General features: G+C 46.2%; 22 protein-coding genes. 15 read left to right on the forward strand and 7 right to left on the reverse strand.

From position 1 onward, the window contains the following. The first annotated feature begins 5 nt into the window (after window positions 1-5). Complete coding sequence (locus FO446_RS12035; RefSeq protein ID WP_173609628.1) at window positions 6-671, forward strand: DUF1266 domain-containing protein; 666 nt, start codon at window positions 6-8, stop codon at window positions 669-671. 557 nt (window positions 672-1,228) lie between these two features. Then, the gene (locus FO446_RS12040; protein ID WP_221867161.1) at window positions 1,229-1,780 is read left to right on the forward strand and encodes a glutathione peroxidase; all 552 of its coding nucleotides are present in this window, start codon (window positions 1,229-1,231) and stop codon (window positions 1,778-1,780) included. Window positions 1,781-2,040: 260 nt separating this feature from the next. Here the strand turns inward: FO446_RS12040 and dat are convergent, their stop codons facing one another. Continuing rightward, complete coding sequence (gene dat / locus FO446_RS12045) at window positions 2,041-2,892, reverse strand: D-amino-acid transaminase (RefSeq protein ID WP_173609626.1); 852 nt, start codon at window positions 2,890-2,892, stop codon at window positions 2,041-2,043. 318 nt (window positions 2,893-3,210) lie between these two features. Here dat and FO446_RS12050 point away from each other — a divergent pair, with 318 nt between their 5' ends. Then, window positions 3,211-4,548 (forward strand): M28 family peptidase, encoded by a 1,338-nt coding sequence (locus tag FO446_RS12050; protein ID WP_173609625.1) that lies wholly within the window; start codon window positions 3,211-3,213, stop codon window positions 4,546-4,548. 222 nt (window positions 4,549-4,770) lie between these two features. Here the strand turns inward: FO446_RS12050 and FO446_RS12055 are convergent, their stop codons facing one another. Then, the gene (locus FO446_RS12055; protein ID WP_173609624.1) at window positions 4,771-5,778 is read right to left on the reverse strand and encodes a hypothetical protein; all 1,008 of its coding nucleotides are present in this window, start codon (window positions 5,776-5,778) and stop codon (window positions 4,771-4,773) included. 156 nt (window positions 5,779-5,934) lie between these two features. Here FO446_RS12055 and FO446_RS12060 point away from each other — a divergent pair, with 156 nt between their 5' ends. The 3 genes from FO446_RS12060 to FO446_RS12070 all read left to right on the forward strand — a co-directional run bounded on the left by FO446_RS12060 (window position 5,935) and on the right by FO446_RS12070 (window position 8,077). Continuing rightward, complete coding sequence (locus FO446_RS12060; protein ID WP_017247978.1) at window positions 5,935-6,498, forward strand: NADPH-dependent FMN reductase; 564 nt, start codon at window positions 5,935-5,937, stop codon at window positions 6,496-6,498. A gap of 99 nt (window positions 6,499-6,597) precedes the next feature. Next, the gene (mntR, locus tag FO446_RS12065) at window positions 6,598-7,029 is read left to right on the forward strand and encodes a transcriptional regulator MntR (protein WP_173609623.1); all 432 of its coding nucleotides are present in this window, start codon (window positions 6,598-6,600) and stop codon (window positions 7,027-7,029) included. Window positions 7,030-7,147: 118 nt separating this feature from the next. Continuing rightward, window positions 7,148-8,077: a patatin-like phospholipase family protein gene (locus tag FO446_RS12070; protein WP_173609622.1), complete on the forward strand. Its 930-nt coding sequence runs from the start codon at window positions 7,148-7,150 to the stop codon at window positions 8,075-8,077. A gap of 40 nt (window positions 8,078-8,117) precedes the next feature. On the opposite strand, the gene FO446_RS12075 is transcribed toward FO446_RS12070, so the two are convergent. Next, on the reverse strand, window positions 8,118-8,477 hold the full coding sequence (locus tag FO446_RS12075) for an ABC transporter C family protein (protein WP_173609621.1): 360 nt from the start codon (window positions 8,475-8,477) through the stop codon (window positions 8,118-8,120). Between the two features lie 36 nt (window positions 8,478-8,513). Continuing rightward, on the reverse strand, window positions 8,514-9,461 hold the full coding sequence (locus FO446_RS12080) for a DUF1385 domain-containing protein (RefSeq protein WP_173609620.1): 948 nt from the start codon (window positions 9,459-9,461) through the stop codon (window positions 8,514-8,516). 124 nt (window positions 9,462-9,585) lie between these two features. Between FO446_RS12080 and FO446_RS12085 the strand changes: the two genes are divergently transcribed. The 7 genes from FO446_RS12085 (at window position 9,586) to FO446_RS12115 (ending at window position 15,899) form a co-directional block, all read left to right on the forward strand. Then, a complete protein-coding gene (locus FO446_RS12085; protein WP_173609619.1) occupies window positions 9,586-10,098 on the forward strand; it encodes a YqhR family membrane protein in 513 nt (170 codons plus the stop codon). A gap of 140 nt (window positions 10,099-10,238) precedes the next feature. Continuing rightward, entirely contained in the window at window positions 10,239-10,679 is a 441-nt protein-coding gene (gene aroQ / locus FO446_RS12090; RefSeq protein ID WP_237900738.1) for a type II 3-dehydroquinate dehydratase, read from the forward strand. 28 nt (window positions 10,680-10,707) lie between these two features. Beyond that, complete coding sequence (locus FO446_RS12095; RefSeq protein WP_237900740.1) at window positions 10,708-11,778, forward strand: M24 family metallopeptidase; 1,071 nt, start codon at window positions 10,708-10,710, stop codon at window positions 11,776-11,778. Window positions 11,779-11,819: 41 nt separating this feature from the next. Continuing rightward, a complete protein-coding gene (gene efp / locus FO446_RS12100) occupies window positions 11,820-12,377 on the forward strand; it encodes an elongation factor P (protein ID WP_047068830.1) in 558 nt (185 codons plus the stop codon). A gap of 141 nt (window positions 12,378-12,518) precedes the next feature. Further along, window positions 12,519-13,373: an aminoglycoside 6-adenylyltransferase gene (gene ant(6), locus FO446_RS12105; protein WP_221867156.1), complete on the forward strand. Its 855-nt coding sequence runs from the start codon at window positions 12,519-12,521 to the stop codon at window positions 13,371-13,373. Between the two features lie 284 nt (window positions 13,374-13,657). Next, on the forward strand, window positions 13,658-14,227 hold the full coding sequence (locus FO446_RS12110; protein ID WP_064199881.1) for an RNA polymerase sigma factor: 570 nt from the start codon (window positions 13,658-13,660) through the stop codon (window positions 14,225-14,227). Continuing rightward, window positions 14,208-15,899: a DUF4179 domain-containing protein gene (locus FO446_RS12115; protein WP_221867155.1), complete on the forward strand. Its 1,692-nt coding sequence runs from the start codon at window positions 14,208-14,210 to the stop codon at window positions 15,897-15,899. Before FO446_RS12110 ends, FO446_RS12115 begins: the two co-directional genes overlap by 20 nt. Before the next feature lie 52 nt (window positions 15,900-15,951). Here FO446_RS12115 and FO446_RS12120 read toward each other — a convergent pair whose 3' ends face one another. Genes FO446_RS12120 through FO446_RS12130 form a run of 3 tightly spaced genes read right to left on the reverse strand, consistent with a single transcriptional unit; the run spans window position 15,952 to window position 17,978 of the window. Continuing rightward, window positions 15,952-16,413 carry a DUF441 domain-containing protein gene (locus FO446_RS12120; protein WP_047068835.1) on the reverse strand — a complete coding sequence of 154 codons (462 nt, stop codon included), beginning with the start codon at window positions 16,411-16,413 and terminating at the stop codon, window positions 15,952-15,954. A 36-nt stretch (window positions 16,414-16,449) separates the two neighbouring features. Beyond that, window positions 16,450-17,166 (reverse strand): 2-phosphosulfolactate phosphatase, encoded by a 717-nt coding sequence (locus FO446_RS12125; protein ID WP_237900742.1) that lies wholly within the window; start codon window positions 17,164-17,166, stop codon window positions 16,450-16,452. Beyond that, entirely contained in the window at window positions 17,157-17,978 is an 822-nt protein-coding gene (locus FO446_RS12130; RefSeq protein WP_221867154.1) for a phosphosulfolactate synthase, read from the reverse strand. The genes FO446_RS12125 and FO446_RS12130 overlap by 10 nt, the downstream gene beginning before the upstream one ends. A 150-nt stretch (window positions 17,979-18,128) precedes the next feature. On the opposite strand from FO446_RS12130, the gene FO446_RS12135 reads away from it, so the two are divergent. After that, the gene (locus FO446_RS12135; RefSeq protein WP_007725730.1) at window positions 18,129-18,392 is read left to right on the forward strand and encodes a YqhV family protein; all 264 of its coding nucleotides are present in this window, start codon (window positions 18,129-18,131) and stop codon (window positions 18,390-18,392) included. A gap of 78 nt (window positions 18,393-18,470) precedes the next feature. After that, complete coding sequence (locus FO446_RS12140) at window positions 18,471-18,950, forward strand: CD1247 N-terminal domain-containing protein (RefSeq protein WP_221867151.1); 480 nt, start codon at window positions 18,471-18,473, stop codon at window positions 18,948-18,950. Window positions 18,951-18,957 lie beyond the last annotated feature (7 nt).

Raw genomic sequence — 18,957 nt, forward strand, 5'->3', positions numbered from 1 at the left:
AACCGATGGCACCCACCGTTCTTACCTATAATCAGAAGGGTCACAGATTATTTCTGCGAGCTCTTTCGTCTGTTTGCTTTAGCAAAAGTGGAGCCTACTATTATGCGTTATATCATGAAAATTTAAGTAGACGAACGTGCCTATTTCTTCTTAAGGAAAAACAGATTACAGATAAGACCGCACTCATTGATACAATAAAATGGCTCATATCGGAAGGGAAGAGGGAAGAATTCAATCGTCTCCGTCATTTCTTATTTACTTTTTCCGAATCAGAACGAACGGCATACATTCAAGCGTTACCCGAGGACCATCAATCGAAATCTCAGTTGATTCTTGTCGATTACTATTCGAGAGGTCTGCCTTCAGCGGGGATTGCTGCTCATGACTATGCTTGGTGCGTCCTTTTATCCAGAGCTGGCTTGAAACTCGGTTACTTGCAAAAGGATCAGGCAATGGAATATATGTTAAGTGCTGCAAGACTGGCACAACAAGCGTATTCCGGATGGAGTGAATATATTGCCGGTTTTGTGGCAGGAATTGATTTTCTAATTCCGGATACGTCTTTCCAAACTGCTAAAGAAAATCGAGGTTTCTACACCAAGCTGCTCGCCTCTAGGCACAGTCCCATGCGTCAAGTTGATTGGAATGTAGCTCTCAACAGTAATAAATGATCTGACCTTCGTAAAATATCAGTCCTCATTCGTACCAAGAAAATGTAGGGCTGGCTTGATTTTGAGTAAACCAAACAAATGTTCAAAACATAGAGTGGTTACCAACACGTCCTCGTCGATTAACACGAGGGCGTGTTTTTAAATAGAAATATGGGATTATATAGGGATATTGGAATGATATGTGACACAAATAATTGCCCATCCGTCTTACCATTGGTTGGATCGATGCTCTAACCGGCAAAGTCATCGGGGAAGAAGCTGAACTGGCAGGGGAGCTCGTCAAGGTGTCCCGCCAATAAATGACGTAACAGCGGATTTGCTCTCGCAGCAATATCGGCTGTTTTTTGGTGCGCCTAGCATGGGCGTCGTTGTTCACTGAAAAGTCCAGTCCTAGTATTTCAAGGCACCGAATGATTTGGATGATATAGTTTATTCCTATTAACATTATTAATACTATATATTAGTCCAATAGAGGAAGTGGCCTTATTATGTAATTAAACTGCGGACGTCTAAATTTCGGTTTTGCAGAGGCAACATAATAGGGGAGGAACGATATCATGTCGATTTATGATTTTCAAGTCACCTCAATTAATGGAAAGCTGGTTGAATTGTCAGCTTACCGAGGGAAAGTTCTCCTCATAGTCAACACTGCCAGTAGGTGCAGCTATTCTCGTCAATTCGCTGGTCTTCAAAAGCTTTATGAAAGTTACCATGAGCAGGGGTTTGAAATACTTGGGTTTCCTTGTAACCAATTCAACGAGAAAGAGCCAGGGAACAACTCGGAAGTGCGGGAATATTGTGAGAGCAACTTTGGAGTGACCTTTCCGTTATTTGAGAAAATGGAGGTTAGAGGTCAGACTGCTCATCCATTATTTCAATTTTTAACAGAGCAAGCGCCATTTCAAGGTTTCGATACTCAGACCTCGGACGGTCAATGGATGCAGAGCTTTCTGCAAGAAAAGTATCCTGACATATACGCTGGTGTTGAGATCAAGTGGAATTTCACAAAGTTTTTGATCGAACGGAACGGTCATGTATACGGAAGATACGAAACAACGACGGAACCATTGGAAATAGTGCCAGTAATTAAATCACTGCTTTTAAAGTAAATGAATATTTTCGGCCATTCAATTAAACATCCCTGTAAAGGCTAAGAAATGGCCTTTGCCAAAAAAAGAAGAACTAACGAAGACGTTAGTTCATTCATAGGCCGAAACAGCAGCGGTAGTCTAAGACTTTATTTTTCACATCTTAGTCCGCCGCTGTTTCTTTTATTGAACCGGTCTTAAACTTATTTTGCGAAGGCTGCCGAATATATATTTGAAAAACCGCGTTAGATCAATAACCCCAGACTAAAACGTTATTTTCATTACACGAGTACACTTGTGTTGATATGCTGTTCAAACAAGTCTTGTAGCGTAAGTGCGACGGGTCCTGGCTGTCCGTTTCCGACAGCGACGCCATCTACCGAGATGAGCGGCATGATTTCCGCGGTCGTGCTGGTGAGGAATATTTCATTGGCTTGCTTCAAGAAAGCAATGTCGAATGCTTCTTCATGGACAGTGATGCCATTGTCTCGAGCCAAATCAATGACCACTTGCCGAGTAATTCCGTGCAGGATCAGATTGTCAGCCGGATGCGTATACAGCTCGCCATTTTTCACGACGAACAAATTGGAAGAGCTGCACTCTGTGATGATGCCGTTGCGGTGCAAAATTGATTCTTGGGCACCTGCATCCTTTGCGTATTGTTTGACGAGAACAGCTCCCAGCAAATTGAGCGTTTTGATATCGCAACGCAGCCAGCGAATATCTTCGACGAGCTGAGCTGTCCAGCCTTTCTTCATATCAGCAACAGGGCGGTCCTTGCGACGGACAAAGCCCATAATCACAGGCTGGATTCCAGACGGAATATCGTGTACACGCGGAGCGGTGCCACGAGATACTTGCAAGTAAAGACTGGCGTCGTCATTCTCCGTGATGTTGTTCTTGGCGATTAGCTGATTTGCTAAGTCTGTCAGCTCTTCTGCGTTCCATGGGAGCTCCATTTTTATTTCTTTGGCACTCCGAAATAATCGGGTAAGATGACCATCCCATTGGTACATGCGCCCCTTATAAATGCGTACTACTTCATAGATGCCATCCCCAAAGTTATAACCGCGGTCTTCTGGATGAACTGCGACTTGGCCTTCTTCTACCCATTTTCCATCTACATATAGCATGGTGCTTCCCCCTCAATGGATTCCAATCCGTTTCTTTCAAACGGTTTTTTGTTGATTCCACCTTAGCAAAAGGCAAGGACATCGGTCAATTTGAAAGTCGCCTTTTCTTTATCAATAATTTTACGGAGTAAAGCCTCTTTCTATTAAGAATTCATATGGAAGGAAGTCATGCGAAAAATCGACGTTTTGGGCAGAAGAAAGCGAAAGCTGTCCAGGGATGGCGCAGGATGAAGTTATTTGACTAACTATTCTGACTAGACTCGGTTTGTCGTAAACACCCATAATAAATAGCAAAGAGCGAAGGAAAGGGAGAATGCCATGCGATCTGTCCGTCATTATGCGCTATGTGCCCTGCTTGTCTGTGGAACGATATTGCCGATACCTTTCCTTTCCCATCGTGTTCATGCAGAAGAAGCTCAAGATTGGATCGATCGTGAACGCTTGTACAGCCATGTCGAGCAATTGGCGAGAACAGCCCGTCCACCTGCTACTGAAACGGAATTTGCGGCAGCGGTCTATGTGGAAAATACACTTCAATCTTACGGCTATAAGACCAAGCTCGATCCATTTTCTTATTATACGTACCGAAATCCTACTACTCTATCACTGACAATGGAAGAATGGCCGGGTCAAAAATGGACAGTAAGTGGATTTACTTTTGGGATCAATGGAACCGCAACAGCACAAGTGGTGGATGCAGGATTGGGAAGGGCGGTTGATTTTGCGAATGATGCCTCCCGGGGAAAAATTGCCTTGGTCAAGCGGGGCGATATTTCGTTCGGAGAAAAAGTACGCCAAGCAGCGGCTGCAGGAGCCGTTGGTCTGATTATCTGGAATGATCGGGAGGAAGGTTGGAATGCTTCACTGGGCGAACCCTTGGATATCGCTGTTCCTGTAATCGCTTTGTCCAAAGCGGATGGTACGAAGCTCCAAAAACGCATCTTGGACAAGCAGCCCGTGAAGGGAACCGTCAAGGTAGAAGGAGCCGTAACGACCAAGCAAACCTCGTATAATATCGTGGCAAGCCGAAAGCCTAATCAAAATGACACCGGGCAGGTCGTTATGGTATCCGCTCACCATGATTCCGCCGGGTTATCAGCCGGGGCAAATCACAATGGCTCTGGTGTAGCTGCCTTACTTGAGATAGCGCGTAATATCGCTGACAAGCCGATTGATACGGAAGTGAGGTTCGTTAGCTTTGGCGCGGCTACTTCGGGAAGCAGAGGTCCGATTGCTTATGCAAATGCCTTATCAGCCAAAGACCGACAAGCTATGATTGCAGCCTTTTATATCGAAGGGGTGGGCAGTCAAAAGGCGGAACTCGTTGCAACCAATTCGCAGGGAAACGAAAATCTGCCAACCCAACTCCTGAGAGCAGCAGGGGTGTCTCCAACAGATAAGGATGGGAAACGTGAACGAAACGGTGCAGCGGACTCTTTAGCCGCCGCGGGTATTCCTACGGCACTTGTGACGAGTGCAGGGATGGGACAAACAACAGATGACTCCATCGCGCAGATTGATTGGGCACAAATCGCAACGGCGACAAAGGCGGTTCTTTCAGCGATTGACAAAATTACAGAGCAAACAACGCCAGCTTATCCGATCGGTTCTCCAAATGGGGGACAGCGGAGAGCGGAAAGTGAGTCTTTGCAGTAAACAGTAAACGTTTCCTTCGGGGGACGTTTTTCGTTTGTGGTAAAATGAGGGAGAGTAACCATGTATAGAGGAGGCCTACATGACGATGAGTCCTTTAAATATTTTGGTGTTTATTCTTTTTTTCTTGGTAGTGGTCGGAATATTGAATTGGCTCCTATAATGGCGAAAAAAAGTGGCCAAGATTCTGTCTTGACCACAGGAGCTACGAGTAAACAATCCATGTCAATTTTGGTGCTTCCAAACGTACCAGCCCATTAAGAACATGCCGCAATAGGTCGCTGCACTGGCGATTGCAGACATACTCCACGGAACAACGAGTGTAAGGACAGAGAATACAAAGACGGTAAGCAGCATGACGACAATGAGTGGCAGCATTTGTAGATGTTGACGTGTCGCAATTGGATGTGTCAACGAATAGAGGAGGGCTGCGACAATGACTCCACCATGCACGAGTGAGAGGATAGCGAGAAGCCAATCGCCACCCGGTATCATTTGCACCAATATTTGTTTGATAGGCAATACAGAGGCGTGGGCATCATGCCAGTGGGCAAGAAGGATAGCTTGACCTGACATCGTGAACAAAAGAAAGATTCCAGCTCCGATCATTGCGCCCATCCGAACAGATTGCTCATGGGACGCATGTACTGCCAATGGTAGGGTCGTGGCCAAGCCGATGAGAAAATGCAAGGCAAGGAAAAATACGGCGTGAATCAGCCAGTTCACGTTCATTTGATAACCCAAGCTCGGTAGAGGCACATGGGATTGTGCACTGAAAATCAATCCGAATAATACTAAACCGATGGATAGAGATACGGCTGTTGCAGTGACAATCCATCTCCGACGATTTATGATAAAGAAGATGGCTGCAATGGTCAGAAGGATGAACCAAAGAGGAGAGACCCCCTCCAAGAGGAAATCTGCCTGTTGGCCAAGCATGACTCCTGTATACCCCAATAGCAGAATGTGGGTGATGACAGATAGGCTAGAAGCGAACGCTTCGCCACACAATACGTAGTACAGCTCGTACAGGGAGCGAATTTGCTTGCGATGGCAAAAGGTCAACAGCTGGACGCCGAACCAGCCGAGGCCAAGAGCCGCAAGTGCAATGCCTATTGTCCCCCAGGAACCGAAATAAGTAAAAAAGCGTAACCATTCATATCCACCCAAGTAGAATCCGCCTAACGCAGACCCTCCAAAAAGCACGGCGATACGCCAAGCGACTTTGTCCATAGGCATCATCCTCACTTGCAACTTGGTACAAGTGTATGAGACAAACAGGTACGTTCAGAACAGATGATATTAAATAAACATAAATGTTTACAAATTATACTTAATGGAATATAATGAGGAACATACCAGTATTTAGATTATCGATGGGGTGAAACCATGAAAATTGTAGGAATAGCCGGAAGCATGAATGCCAATTCTACGACAAAACAAGCGATTCATATTGTACTTGAAGCCGCGAAGGCTGCAGGTGCCGATGTTGAAATGATTCATCTGGCGGACTGGAAGCTGCCACTGTATGATGACCGTGATGATACCAGTACGTACCCTGAAATTGTCCATCAATTTGTCAAAGCGGTTTCTGAAGCAGATGGATTGGTAATCGGTTCGCCTGAATACCATGGCACGATGACAGGTGCTTTGAAAAATGCCATTGACTTCCTGGAAGGGCGCATTTTGCGTGATAAGCAAGTTGCCATCATTGGTGTCGCTGGCGGAAGTATGGGTGCTACGAACACGGTCAACACCTTGCAATTAATCATGCGCAACCTGCATGCATGGCCGTTGCCATCTAGCCCTTCCATCCCAAGTGCTTACAATGCCTTTACACCAGAAGGCAAGCTGAAGGATGAGCGATTGCAGGCGCGCATGGAGCAATTGGGTCAACAACTCGTACAATATGTCCAAATGATGAACCCAACACCAGAAAAACAGCTACGATAGGTACTTTTCTCTTGCAAATGCTTCTCATTACACGGTATCATATTTCTACGTGCCTTTTTTGGCTAGATGAAATAACGGTTTGGAAATGAGGGGTTCACAATGCCGCCGACGCCGAGTATGGAAGACTATTTGGAACGCATTTACAACTTAATTGAAGAAAAGGGCTATGCTCGTGTCTCCGATATTGCTGAAGCGTTGGAAGTACATCCCTCTTCGGTCACGAAAATGGTTCAGAAACTAGACAAAGACAAGTATCTCGTTTATGAAAAATACCGTGGGCTTGTCTTGACGGCAAAAGGGAAGAAAATCGGAAAACGCCTAGTAGACCGTCACAGTCTTCTGGAAGAATTTATGCGGATCATTGGCTTGGATGAAGAGCACATTTATCAGGATGTGGAAGGAATCGAGCACCACCTGAGCTGGGAATCGATTACATGTCTGGAGTATCTGGTTCAGTACTTCGAGGCAGATCCAAAGCGTATAGAAGAGCTTCGTAACATTCGTTTGTTAGATGAGCAAAAAGAGGAATAGTCCATATCGTTATCGTATTATAGCGCAAGCCGACCAGGCTTGCGTTTTTCTTTGTGGTAACGGAAAAGCTGTCGTCTTATACATGGAAAAGGGGAGGAATTTTAGGGAGGGGAACAACGTGAAAGCGGATGCAGTCTTTGAAGGTGGCGGTGTAAAAGGAATCGCTTTTATCGGTGCCTTGCGAGTCATGGAGGAGAATGGATACACATGGGAAAGGCTCGCTGGTACCTCGGCAGGGTCCATTGTTGCGGCTTTGCTCGCCGCAGGCTATTCCAGCCATGAGTTGAAACCGATCTTTGAAGAGCTGGATTACCTTCACTTTCTCAAACGCTCAGGGCTGGGCAAGCTCCCTCTCATCGGACCAATCTATGAACTCGTCGTGCGAGAAGGGATTTATCGAGCAGATCGAATTGAGTTGTTCATAGAGGAGTTGTTATTACGAAAAGGAGTACGAACATTCGGAGATCTTCCACCTGGTAAGCTGAAGATTGTCGCATCTGATGTCACTGACGGAAAAATGCTTATCTTTCCCGACGATTTGGTACGGTATGGTATAGAGCCCGATCAATTCCCTGTGGCACGAGCCGTTCGTATGTCTTCCTCCATTCCGTTTTTTTTTCAGCCAGCAAAGCTGACAAATGCTGGACATGTACATTACATCGTCGATGGCGCATTATTGAGCAACTACCCCGTTTGGTTGTTTGATGTACCGGGGACTCCGCGGTGGCCTACGATTGGTTTTCGTCTGAGTGATGATCAAGACAAGAGAGAAGCGACCAGCATCAAAGGTCTTTTTTCCTTCTCCCGGGGATTGCTGGCGACTATGCTCGATGCTCATGACCGTCTCCATGTGGAAAAGGCAAAAGCCGTCCGGACGATTTTTATCCATACATTAGGGGTGAGAACCACTCAATTTCAGCTGTCAAATGAAATCAGGCAACAATTGTTTGAATCAGGGGAGGGAGCGGCTCACAAATTTTTGGCACAATGGGATTTTGAAGATTACGTCAAAGTGTTTCGCAATCGTTCTCCGAAAATGCTGGTCTAATAAAAAACAGGTTGCCGATTCAGGCAACCTGTTCTTCTTTTTAGTGGGAGATATTATTTTGGGATTTTTCGTCTTGCTTCTCTTTTTGCTTCCCTTTGCTGCCTTCGATCACACGAAACGGATGATCTTTTCTAGGGGTAGTCGACTGCTTTTTCACTGCTTGCCGAGCGATGGAGGGCTTTTGCTTCACCTTGACCTTTGGCTGTCTAGGTTTGCCCGCTCCTGCGCCTTGTGAAAAGAAGGAGCCGGTTTGTAAATAGTTGCGCACGACCAAGAAAAGTACAACGGATAATCCCAAGATGACAATCGTACTGACAGGATCATTGATGAGAGTGATCAAAAATCCGTAAATCGCCAATACGATCACTATCAGAATCACTGGTGGAATGCGGCGTAACATAGGGCTTCACCTCTATGGGAATAAAAATGCCTCACGTTATCCGGTCGTAATCATTCTTTCCTGCACGTGCTTCTGATCAAGCTCCCGCATCTTCTGGAAGGAAGCGATGGCTACCTCGACTTGGCTGTCATCTGGTTCACGAGTTGTGATCTTTTGCAGCCACAATCCTGGATAACCAAGATAACGTAGGACGGGTACATCACGGAGCTTGTTTGTCCACTGCAAAACCTCATAAGAGACGCCGATTACCAGTGGCAAAAGAACAATGCGTTGTACGACCCTCTCCGTCAGGGAGTCATAACTGAACAGTGAGTAAATCACTACACCGACGAACACTGAGAAAATGAGAAAACTGCTCCCGCAACGATAATGCAGAGCGGAAAATTTTTGTACATTGGCTACTGTTAATTCTACCCCGGATTCGAATGCGTTAATCACTTTATGCTCGGCTCCGTGGTATTGAAAAAGCCTTTTAATCAACGGAGTTTGTGCAATCGCTGTAATGTAGCCGAGGAGGAGCAAAATTTTAAATCCGCCTTCAGCCAACGTTTGAGGAACGCCATCCGGTACCCATTTTCCGAGTAAAAAGTCTGCCAGGAAAACGGGAACGAGTGTGAATACGAATTTCCCGAACAAGAAGGAAAGTACCCCGACGACAGCAACACCTAGAATCATGGTGAGCTTCGATGGACTTTCAGAAACTTCTTCTCCAGACTCCATACTGTATTGTTCAGAGGCGAAGTTGAGATGTTTGGCCCCATTGGCGCTGGCTTCGACCAAACCAACAATCCCACGCAAAAACGGAATCTTTTTCAGCGTAGTAATCCATTTATATTCGGACCTAGGGGATTCAAAATACTCAATTTCATGATTTTTTTTGCGAACAGCCGTAACAGTCGTGGTTTTGCCACCGAACATAACTCCTTCGATGACGGCCTGACCGCCGTAGCTAGGTACGTTTTGTTGCGCCAATACAATCACCATCCTTACCACTATATTAACGGAAATGGCGACTTGAAGCTACAAGGAGTTCGCACTTTTCCAACAAATGTAAAGTGAAAGTGAAAAGCTTGGAGGAAGAGCATACTAGAGAACAGAGGTGATGGAAATGGAAATAAGCAAAACAGGACGGAGGCACAAGCAAGCACGCGTATCCCATACAGAGGAAGGAAGGAAAGGGAGTAAAAGAATCTCCGCTTCGAAGATTTTGGAGGTTGCATTCTGGGGAACGATCATTTGGGGGCTCGTTCGATGGATTGCTCACTTTTTGAACATGACCCCGTACGGAGTGGGGGCGTTTGCACGTCCTTTTATCAGCATCGAGGACGAAAATACGTTTGCGAGCGTGTGCCTTGGTGGTATTGTGCTGTTTGTTGAAACAGTCGTTGCTTCCTTTGTGTTTAGCCTGCTATTTAGCCGGATCCGTGCGTGGTGGTTGGGACTCGTATACGGGGCGGTCATGTTAGTGATAGCGGGTTTCTTCTTTCATATCGGAAATTGGGAAATAGCCACCTTAAGTACGGAAGGCGCTTGGTATTTGACGTTTGGTTTATTCATTGGGATGACAATTATGCTTGAACAATCAGACGAGAATCATGCATGGAATGAGTCCACAAGGTAGGAGGATTTCTCCGTTCCTTGTCAAAATGGATGTAACAATGTTCGAAATGTTGCTTTAGCGATTGTCTGCTTTGGATTCAGAACGGCTTGTGGTAAAATGTTTCATTAATAAAAAAACTTTTATGGGAAGAGGGATGGTCGATGACTTCCGTCTTGTTACTGAACGGGCCCAACCTGAATTTATTGGGGACAAGGGAACCGGATGTTTACGGAAGGGAAACGCTGGAGGATGTGGTGACAACCTTGAAGGGTGTCATGGATGAGTTGGGTGGAAAGCTTGAGCATCTCCAATCGAATCACGAAGGTGTCCTCATCGACGCGATTCATCAGGCGAGAGGCGTCCATGACGGCATCTTGATCAATCCAGGGGCATTCACCCATTACAGCTATGCGATCCGAGACGCATTGGCTAGCGTGGCTCTGCCGACGATTGAAGTACATATTTCCAATATTCATGCACGGGAACCATTTCGACATCACTCGGTCATCGCACCAATCGCGATTGGACAAGTTGTCGGGTTGGGGATCGATGGATATGAATGGGCGTTACGAGCGCTCGTCCGTAAAATTAAAAAAAAATAAAAGCTTTCAAAAAGGGGAAAAGGCTGCTATGAAACAACGTCTGGATAAATTGCGCGAAGCACTTGCACAAGTGGGAGCAGAGGCGTTTATTACCGAAAAAGCAGAGAATCGCTTCTACTTGAGTGGTTTCACCGGATCAACGGGATGGGTAATTGTCACTGAAACAGAGGCGTTTCTCGTCACTGACTTCCGCTATGTGGAACAAGCGCAAGAACAAGCACCTGATTTTACGGTGGTAAATAACGAGAGAAAAGCTGTTGAAGCGATGGCAAAGCTCCTGCAAGAAAAAGGGATCAAGCGTTTGGCATTCGAGAGCAGCGTGTCCTTTGGCACCTATCAGGAATGGAACAAAGGATTTGACGGAGTAGAGCTGGTGTCAACAAGCGGACTGCTTGAAAAAATCCGCATGTTTAAAGACGAATCCGAGATGGTTATCATTCGTGAAGCAGTTCGCATCGCGGAAGCAGCATTTACGCATATTCAAGGGTACATCAAGCCAGGTGTGTGTGAATCCGATGTTGCCTTGGAATTGGAATACTTCATGCGCAAGCAAGGAGCGTCAGGCTCTGCATTTGATATGATCGTAGCCTCAGGTGTGCGCGGTGCTCTGCCACATGGACGTGCGTCCGGGAAAGTGATTCAGGCAGGGGAAATGGTTACGCTCGACTTTGGTGCTGCATATCAGGGCTATCATTCTGATATCACACGCACGTTGTCTGTGGGAGAGCCAGACCCGAAAATGCGTGAAATCTACGAAATTGTTTTGCGAGCCCAGCTCGCAGGTTTAGAAGCACTGAAGCCAGGTGTCTCCGCAAAAGACGCTGACGCAGCAACAAGAGATATCATCACAGCAGCAGGCTATGGTGACGCATATGGACATAGCGCGGGTCATGGTCTCGGACTGGAAGTTCACGAGCTGCCAGGGCTGTCGACTGTAAGTACGTTCGTATTGGAGCCAGGTATGCTCGTAACGATGGAGCCAGGCATTTACGTCACAGGACTTGGTGGCGTTCGGATCGAAGACGATGTGTGGATTACAGCTGACGGTCATGAGAACCTGAACAAGTCCACGAAAGAGTTGCTCATTTTGCCTGTGTAATTTATACTTATTCTGTTATTGATTGATTTGGGAGGACTACCATGATCTCTGTAAACGATTTTCGTACCGGTTTGACAATCGAAGTGGATGGCAATATTTATACCGTGCTAGAATTCCAACACGTAAAACCAGGTAAAGGTGCGGCTTTCGTTCGCTCCAAACTGCGCAACCTGCGTAACGGCAACACGACGGAAATGACTTTCCGTGGCGGTGAAAAAGTTAACCCTGCCCGCATCGAATCCAGCACCATGCAATACCTGTATGCGAGCGGAGACGAGTACACTTTCATGAATACCGAGACTTATGAGCAAATGACGTTCACCCGCAACCAAATCGAGCGTGAACTGCGTTTCCTCAAGGAAAACATGAACGTGCAAATCATGCAGTACAACGGCGAAACAATCGGTATTCAATTGCCAAATACGGTTGAACTCGTTGTAACAGAATGTGAGCCAGGTGTAAAAGGTGACACTGCTTCCAACGTAACAAAGAAAGCAACCTTGGAAACTGGTTTCGTAGTAAACGTTCCTCTCTTCGTAGAAGAAGGAGAGCGTTTGATCATCGATACTCGTACGGAAGCATACGTTTCCCGCGCGTAAAAGTACAGATTACAAGAAAAAGCTGTGCCCATATGGGTGCAGCTTTTTTTATTTCCTTCTCCGATTGAAGTGGTATTGTAAAAATTATGCAATTGCACTACATTAATTGTACGAAGAAATAGAAAGTGGAGGGGGATGGCTTTGAGAACGGAACAAGAAATGATGAGCATGCTGATTGATTTCGCTAAAAAGGATGATCGAATCCGCTTGGTAACATTGGAAGGGTCACGCACGAACAGAAATATACCCGCTGATCCATTCCAAGATTATGATATTTCATATTTTGTAACTGAAATGGATTCATTCAAGGAAAATGATGAATGGCTCGATGCTTTTGGGAATCGGATTATGATGCAAAAACCAGAGGATATGGAGCTTTTTCCGTCCGAGCTAGGAAATTGGTTTTCCTATCTGATGCTATTTGAGGATGGGAATAAAGTAGATCTCACACTGATTCCGATAGACGAGACGGAGCAGTATTTCGCAGATAGCGACGGCCTTATTGAGGTTTTGCTGGATAAGGACGAGCTTATCCAACACGATGTGCTCCCTTCCGATCACCAATATTGGATCAAGAAACCAACTGCTAGAGAGTTTGACGACTGCTGCAACGAATTTTGGATGGTCTCTACTTACGTTGTCAAAGGTTTGGCGAGAAAAGAAATCCTGTTTGCGATTGACCATCTCAACGAAATCGCCCGACCGAATTTGCTCCGCATGATGGCTTGGCAAATCGGATGTGAGAAAGGGTTTACCTTTAGTGTCGGTAAAAACTACAAATTTATCGATCGCTATCTTCCAAAAGAAGATTGGGAAGCGCTACTATCCAGCTATAACGAAAACGGCTACCCGCAGATGTGGGAATCGTTATTCATGTGCTACGCGCTATTTCGAAAGTACTCCAAAGCGGTGGCAGATAGTCTCGGATATCCGTATCCAGATTACGATGAAGCCATTACCAAGTACGCGGAAAATATCTACCATTCGTGGAAGTGATGGATGGAACTCAACCGCCTTTTATCAAGGGCGGTTTTCTTATGTTGTGTAGATCGCTCGACGGTCCCCTTTTTGAAGTGTAGCCGGCCAGTGAATCCCTCAGGTATGGCGTGTCAGAGTCGAAGAGAACTGTGCTTTTTCTTCTCCTCCACCATGTTGACTCAAACTTTTTTAAAAAATGTAATCATTTTTGGAAAGAAAATACAAAATGATCCGTTAATCCATATGAAGCCTGCCAAAACGAACGCTGCGCAGCGAACTTTTTTGAAATGGGAGGATTTCCTTTGCAGGATGATTGGTTGCTCATACAACAGGTACAAAAAGGGAATCGGGATGCCTACGCGCACCTGGTCGACAAGTACAAAGAACGATTATACAGCTATCTTTATCGAATGACGGGACAGCAGCAGGATGCTCAAGACCTGACACAAGAGGCTTTCATCAAAGCGTACTGTCAGCTGGATAAGTATAAGCCGACAGATGCTTTTTTGGCCTGGCTGTATCGGATTGCGTCCAACTTGTGTATAGACGCGTGGCGCAAGAACAAGCACTACGCCAAAACACCTTTGGAAGAGACAAGACTGATTGAATCTGATACACCCGAAAAAGCGTATTTGGAAAAAGAAAAGCAAGATACTTTGCAGCAGCAAATCATGGCGTTGGGGGAAGAATACCGCGTTGTGTTTATGCTGAAATACTTGGAACAGATGAGCTACAAAGAGATTAGCGAAATTTTGCATGTTCCGGTTACAACTGTACAAATGCGTATCCATCACGCCAAGAAAAAGCTCCGGGCTAGTATCGCGCAAGAAATGTCAGGAGGTGCTGCTATCTATGAATTGCTCCAAAACTGAAGAGTTGCGCAAGTATTTGACTGGTGAGCTATCTGCAGGTGAAGCTAGACTGCTGGAAGGACATGTCGAAGAGTGCCTGCTCTGTCAGCGGCAGATGATGGAGGAAGAAGATAGCAGCGAGGAGTTTCCCAGCCTGCACGTTCCAAGCGCGTTACCCGCAGATTTTACTGCCCAGGTGATGTCGGCGTTGGAGCACGTCAAGTTGCCGAAACCAAAACCAAATTGGAAAAAAAGGAGTGTAAACATTTTGAAGAAAACCGCGTTAGCAGTAGCGAGTGTCACGGCAATTATTACGTTTGGGTCCATGGTGTCTCCGACTTTTGCGAGCTACGTAAACAGTGTCATCCAATCCATACAAGGCATCGACCAAGGAATGAAGCAGGCAGCAGAGAAGGGTTATGTCCAGGAGATCAATAAAAAGGTGACGGATCAAGGAATTACACTGGTTGTAAAAGAAGTGGTTGCGGATCCGGCTCGGATGGCGATCATTGCAAATATCGTGGATCAAAATGGCAAGCGTATCCCGTTTGATATGGAAAAAAACGCATTGTCCCTTACTTACAAAACCAAGTCAGGTGAAGACCTGAATCCTGGTGGAGGGGGTTATTCCTACGGTGAAGAAGGAGAGTATCTTGTCGTCAACCATGATATTTTCCGATTCCTGAAAGATAGCAAGTCATTACCGGATGAGATGGTCGTCGGTGTCGAAGCAACCATGTTAGGTGGGAAAGAAGGTAGCTGGAAGGTAGAGTTTCCAGTTGATATGAAAAAGGCAAGGGCAGTGGCAAGCTACACCGAGATAGGTCAAAAATATATGACTCCACATGGAATCGAGATCATGTTGCAAAACATTATGACGGTACCGAGCACAAGTATGATCGAGTTGGAAATAGACTGGACAAAAGAAAGAGAAGAACAAATCCAAAAATGGAAAGAGCAAAACGGTTGGGTTGTAAAAGAGCCAAAAACAGGTGCATTCACAGAAGCCGAGAGGATGGAGAGGTATTTCATCGACCTGGGAGTAGCATTCCAAATAATTGATGAAAAAGGGAATGTGGTAGCAGGATGGGACGATGCGTTGCATGAAGAGCTTAACCAAATTCGAAAGAACAACGTAGAGCACTCGTACCGTGGAAAAGTGCATGATGACGGCAAAGGAGTTACGAAATGGAATGGGATAACTCCACTGGAAAAGGATCAAACGTACAAATTAAAAATGCACTCTCTGTACCTGTATGAGCCAGCGAAGTTTCAGGCAACCATCCCGGTGGATACCCTGTTAAAGGATAAGGTGACAGTGACGAACAGTGACAGTACCTATACCTTTACGGGCTTTACCTTAAAAACGACGGAGGGAGAAGAAAAAATCGGGAATGAGACCTATTTTGGAAAAGGTGCACTGATCTCGTTCTCGGCCATCCTTCCAGAAGGGATTGTTGACACGAGCGAATGGTCAGCGAAGGATGAATCTAAACAAAATTACAAGGTCTCCCGCAGCGGAACCTATAAGCGAGATAAGGATGGGCGCGTGCACGTAGAAGGAACATTCTTCATCCGCGACCTTGAAAAACAACCGAAAGAATTAAAGCTGTCCCACGCTATTCAGCAGCGGCAATACCAAGACCTCAACTGGGAAGTTCCGTTTGAGACGTCCAATAACGCCAAACGATAAAACAACATAGTCAAATCCCCCTCTGTCATGTATAAGAGGGGGATTTCGTTTTTTATTTGCTTCCAAACCACTCCCACAGCTTCAACACAAAGGCAGTAATGCCCGCAGCCATCAAAGGCCCGACGGGAATGCCCCGGAAAAACACAATGCCAATAATCGAGCCAATCACCAGACCGACAATCATATGTGGCTCAGAGCGTAGCAAATCGAGTCCTTTTCCATTCATCCAGGTGGCAATGGCCCCACCAGCCAGTGCGGTTAAGCCGACGACCGTAGTGAAAAGAGGCGTGACGTCTTTCCACGATATTTTTTCGCTGGCGAATGGAACCAGTACGGAAATGGTCAAAAAGAGCAGGCCGAGCTCCAAACCGCGACGTTCTACCGTTGGGAAAAAACGCTCCAGCGCCGTTAACTTCAACACCAACAATATACTCGCGGCAGTGGCAATAATCGGTGAGCGCCCAATAAGACCGATAACGATCAGGATAACGAGCATCACTTCTCCAGACATCATTGGCATCATAACCCCTGTCCCTGTACTCCTTTCACATTATGAGACAAGGTGTGGGAGTATGCGTTTCTCCTTGATATAGGGAACGATTTGATACTGATCTATTTGAGCGCAGTACCGTATATCGCTTGCGAGATGGTGCTGAATGAGCCTTTTTCCTGTTGTCGTGTGGGGTAACATCTCGCTCAGTTTTCCAGCGTAATAAAGATAGCTCGCTTTGAGCACTTCACCCAGATCACAAATTTGGATGCTCGGCAACGATTGTTGCGCCTGTGCAATCATCAAGCCGGCAGCTAGACCGTCTTCCAGAGCGAATTCCGACCGGGTACCGGCACAGTACAGCGTAATATCGAGATGATATGAAAGAGCGTGCCGCATGCATGCAGTGGCATTCAAGAAGCAGCCAATCAAGAGAGCAGAGGCGCGTTCTGCTTTTTGGATCGCGCGAGTCCCGTTCGTCGTGGTGAGAATAAGCTGGCTTCCCGTTTTCCCTAGTGCTGCGATTTCAGTTGGCGAGTTGTTGCAATCGAATTCGGGGATTTTTTTACAGTGACGTTCACCGGCCAAAATACAGTCGTTAGTGCGGAGGGAGTTCGCTTGCCCAATGGTTTCGACCGGGATGACGCTGCGAAATCCATTACCTAATGCGGTGACAATCGTACTGGAGGCACGAAGCACATCAATGACGATGACTACATGATTGCTGATCTGTTCAAAACGTATTTCTTCCACGGTCGGCACCACTTCTATTCGCACGGATAACACCTCCCTCTGTCCATGATTAGGGCTGTATCGCCGCGCAATCCTCGCCGTAGCGTCTCCAAAGAGAATACATCTGTATAGGCAATGTTTCCGAGATTCACGTCGCTGCCAATGGCCTTGATGAAGCTGACCTGTTGATCTTTTTGTGGTGCTTCCCAGATCAGGCGAGTTGCCTTTTCTTTGGCCGCCGTGACAATGTCCAAAACGAAGGAATCGTCAATCTTGCCATCTCCGTCACACACACCGACAGTCCCGCTTTCTCTCGCTTCCACAATAACGTGACTGGCACCATTGTGCAGGTCAAAGCTCAGGGTCTCCAGCAATTCTTCTCGACATGCGCGATACTCGGCCGTTTTTTTCCCGACCTCTGTATAGACCACCAGATCATTGTCTAAGGCGTAATTGATGGCTTCCTGACGCTGTGCAAAGGATAGAGGGAATGTTCCATCGGATATTTCTACCGCAGAAAAACCGAGTGAGCGAATCAGCTTCATATAATCTGCAATTGTATTGTGGCGAATGGCGATTTCAAAAAAAGTTCCTCCTGGCATGATGTGTACGCCATATTGTTTTGCAAGCATCAATTTTTGGCTGAGTATTTCGAGGGGGTACAGAGCGATGGTGCCAAAACCGAGTTTGTATAGATCGATATAGGGAGCAGCCAGCGCTAACAAGTCGGAATAAGCGGTAAGTCCAAGGCCTTTGTCAATGACCATGGTTAAGCCCTTCACACGAGGCTTCTCTCGTATTTGCCCGGACGGGTTTGCCCAGCTATCAGGTAAAAAAGATTGATCACACTCTACCATCGGCAAGTTCCTCATTTCTTCTAGGCGTATGGTTCAGTGTATGCCCAGTGAAGGGGAGGAGTGAGGGCAAAAGCCTATAGAGATGATTCAAAAAGTGCTGAAATGATGTGGTACAGGCATAGAGTGAAACGGAGGGGAGGACGAGACGGTATGTTGGAAAAAGCAATTATGGGTATGGCGGCACTTCGGGTCTTTTCAGGCAGTATCGAGATCATTGCAGCTTTGCTCATTTTGAAAGTGAACCAGGTCGAAAAAGCTCTGCTTATTAATTCAGGTCTGGCGATTGTCGGACCAATTATCTTGATCACCACCACGACTATCGGATTATTAGGGATGTCGGACCGGGTTAGCTTTGCCAAAATAGCTTGGATTCTGGTGGGAATCTCCTGCATTTTGATTGGCGTCCGCAAATAGCTACCATTTCCTTCCACTGGTAAATGCCATCACCATGGGGAATTATATGTGGGAGAGATTGGATGGGAGGGAATGTGGATGCCAGAATCATTGGCGAATCGAATCGCATACTTGCAAGGGTTGGCAGATGGGCTGGATGTAGGTGAGAAAAGCTCCGAAGGAAAAATTATGGTAGAGATGATTGAGATTCTAAATGAGGTGGAAGGCCAACTGCGAGAGCTTCACGCGCGAGTGGAAGAGGCAGAGGATTATGTGGAGGCCTTGGATGAAGACTTGGAGGACATTGAGCTCTACCTATTTGAAGATGATGATGACCTCTACGAAACCGTTGTCGATTGTGAGGATGATGACGACGAGTATGCGACCTTCTACGATTTGGATGATGATGAAGACGCACAACTGTACGAAGGACAAGTAGATCCCCATCTCGATACGACTTATGAGTTCGCATGCCCTAGCTGCCAAAAAGAAATCTACCTGCACGAGGGCAAAGATGAGGAAGGCTTCAGACACTATGTAATAGAGCCGGTGGATAACAAGAAAACGGATAATCGATGATTCCGAT

Origin of the sequence: Brevibacillus brevis (assembly GCF_022026395.1) — a bacterium.
GTDB lineage: Bacteria > Bacillota > Bacilli > Brevibacillales > Brevibacillaceae > Brevibacillus.

Excerpts from the sequence above, each read along its gene's own strand:
- FO446_RS12035 (WP_173609628.1), top strand. The coding sequence starts at position 6 with ATGGCACCCACCGTTCTTACCTATAATCAGAAGGGTCACAGATTATTT.
- FO446_RS12040 (WP_221867161.1), top strand. The coding sequence starts at position 1,229 with ATGTCGATTTATGATTTTCAAGTCACCTCAATTAATGGAAAGCTGGTT.
- dat (WP_173609626.1), bottom strand. The coding sequence starts at position 2,892 with ATGCTATATGTAGATGGAAAATGGGTAGAAGAAGGCCAAGTCGCAGTT.
- FO446_RS12050 (WP_173609625.1), top strand. The coding sequence starts at position 3,211 with ATGCGATCTGTCCGTCATTATGCGCTATGTGCCCTGCTTGTCTGTGGA.
- FO446_RS12055 (WP_173609624.1), bottom strand. The coding sequence starts at position 5,778 with ATGGACAAAGTCGCTTGGCGTATCGCCGTGCTTTTTGGAGGGTCTGCG.
- FO446_RS12060 (WP_017247978.1), top strand. The coding sequence starts at position 5,935 with ATGAAAATTGTAGGAATAGCCGGAAGCATGAATGCCAATTCTACGACA.
- mntR (WP_173609623.1), top strand. The coding sequence starts at position 6,598 with ATGCCGCCGACGCCGAGTATGGAAGACTATTTGGAACGCATTTACAAC.
- FO446_RS12075 (WP_173609621.1), bottom strand. The coding sequence starts at position 8,477 with ATGTTACGCCGCATTCCACCAGTGATTCTGATAGTGATCGTATTGGCG.
- FO446_RS12080 (WP_173609620.1), bottom strand. The coding sequence starts at position 9,461 with ATGGTGATTGTATTGGCGCAACAAAACGTACCTAGCTACGGCGGTCAG.
- FO446_RS12085 (WP_173609619.1), top strand. The coding sequence starts at position 9,586 with ATGGAAATAAGCAAAACAGGACGGAGGCACAAGCAAGCACGCGTATCC.
- aroQ (WP_237900738.1), top strand. The coding sequence starts at position 10,239 with ATGACTTCCGTCTTGTTACTGAACGGGCCCAACCTGAATTTATTGGGG.
- FO446_RS12095 (WP_237900740.1), top strand. The coding sequence starts at position 10,708 with ATGAAACAACGTCTGGATAAATTGCGCGAAGCACTTGCACAAGTGGGA.
- efp (WP_047068830.1), top strand. The coding sequence starts at position 11,820 with ATGATCTCTGTAAACGATTTTCGTACCGGTTTGACAATCGAAGTGGAT.
- FO446_RS12115 (WP_221867155.1), top strand. The coding sequence starts at position 14,208 with ATGAATTGCTCCAAAACTGAAGAGTTGCGCAAGTATTTGACTGGTGAG.
- FO446_RS12120 (WP_047068835.1), bottom strand. The coding sequence starts at position 16,413 with ATGATGTCTGGAGAAGTGATGCTCGTTATCCTGATCGTTATCGGTCTT.
- FO446_RS12130 (WP_221867154.1), bottom strand. The coding sequence starts at position 17,978 with ATGGTAGAGTGTGATCAATCTTTTTTACCTGATAGCTGGGCAAACCCG.
- FO446_RS12135 (WP_007725730.1), top strand. The coding sequence starts at position 18,129 with ATGTTGGAAAAAGCAATTATGGGTATGGCGGCACTTCGGGTCTTTTCA.
- FO446_RS12140 (WP_221867151.1), top strand. The coding sequence starts at position 18,471 with ATGCCAGAATCATTGGCGAATCGAATCGCATACTTGCAAGGGTTGGCA.